This is a genomic window from Mesorhizobium sp. M0663, from assembly GCF_040320585.1.
Taxonomy (GTDB): Bacteria; Pseudomonadota; Alphaproteobacteria; order Rhizobiales; family Rhizobiaceae; genus Mesorhizobium.
Window position 1 is genome coordinate 1 of the sequence record NZ_JAMYPX010000115.1, and the last position, 696, is coordinate 696.

Sequence of the window (696 nt, forward strand, 5' to 3'; positions counted from 1 at the left end):
AGGCGCTTGTCCATGTGAGCGTGGTCGATCTGGAGACGGCGACCCCGGCTTGGGCCGAACTGCCCGCTTGCGATCCCGAGCCGCGCGCCCTTGGCCTGACCTCGCGCCATCTCGCTTATGTGATCTACACCTCCGGCTCAACCGGAACCCCAAAGGGCGTCATGGTCGAGCATGCGAGCACCGTGAACCTGCTGCATTGGAGCAGCGGCGTGTTTGCGAACTCAGAGATCAGCCGCATGCTGTTTTCTACCTCGATCAGTTTTGATCTGTCCGTCTATGAGTGCTTCGTTCCGCTGTCGCAAGGTAGCACGCTGTATCTTGTCGAGGACGCACTGGCGCTGGCGCAGACGCCCTTGGATGTCTCCTTGATCAACACAGTCCCCTCGGCGATCGCCGCTCTGGTCGACAAGCAAGCCGTGCCGGCTTCGACAAGCGTCATCAATTCATGCGGTGAGCGGCTGAAGGCAGGTCTGATCGAGAGGATTTTTGAGAACAGTCGCGTACAAAAGATTTGTAATCTGTACGCCCCTTCCGAGACGACGACGTACTCGACCTGGATTTGCATGCCGAGGGGAGAGGCTGTCGTTGAGACGATCGGGCGTCCGATTGCGAACACGCGGTTGTATCTCCTGGACGGTCATGGCGCGCCGGTGCCGTTCGGGGCGGTGGGGGAGCTTTACATTGGCGGGGCGGGGG

1 protein-coding gene is annotated in these 696 nt (G+C 60.5%); it reads left to right on the plus strand.

Annotation, left to right across the window (positions count from 1 at the left end; translation table 11 throughout):
- Positions 1-14: 14 nt before the first annotated feature.
- Positions 15-696: AMP-binding protein (locus NKI54_RS36365; RefSeq protein WP_352694674.1), on the plus strand; the 682-nt coding region annotated here is incomplete at its 3' end.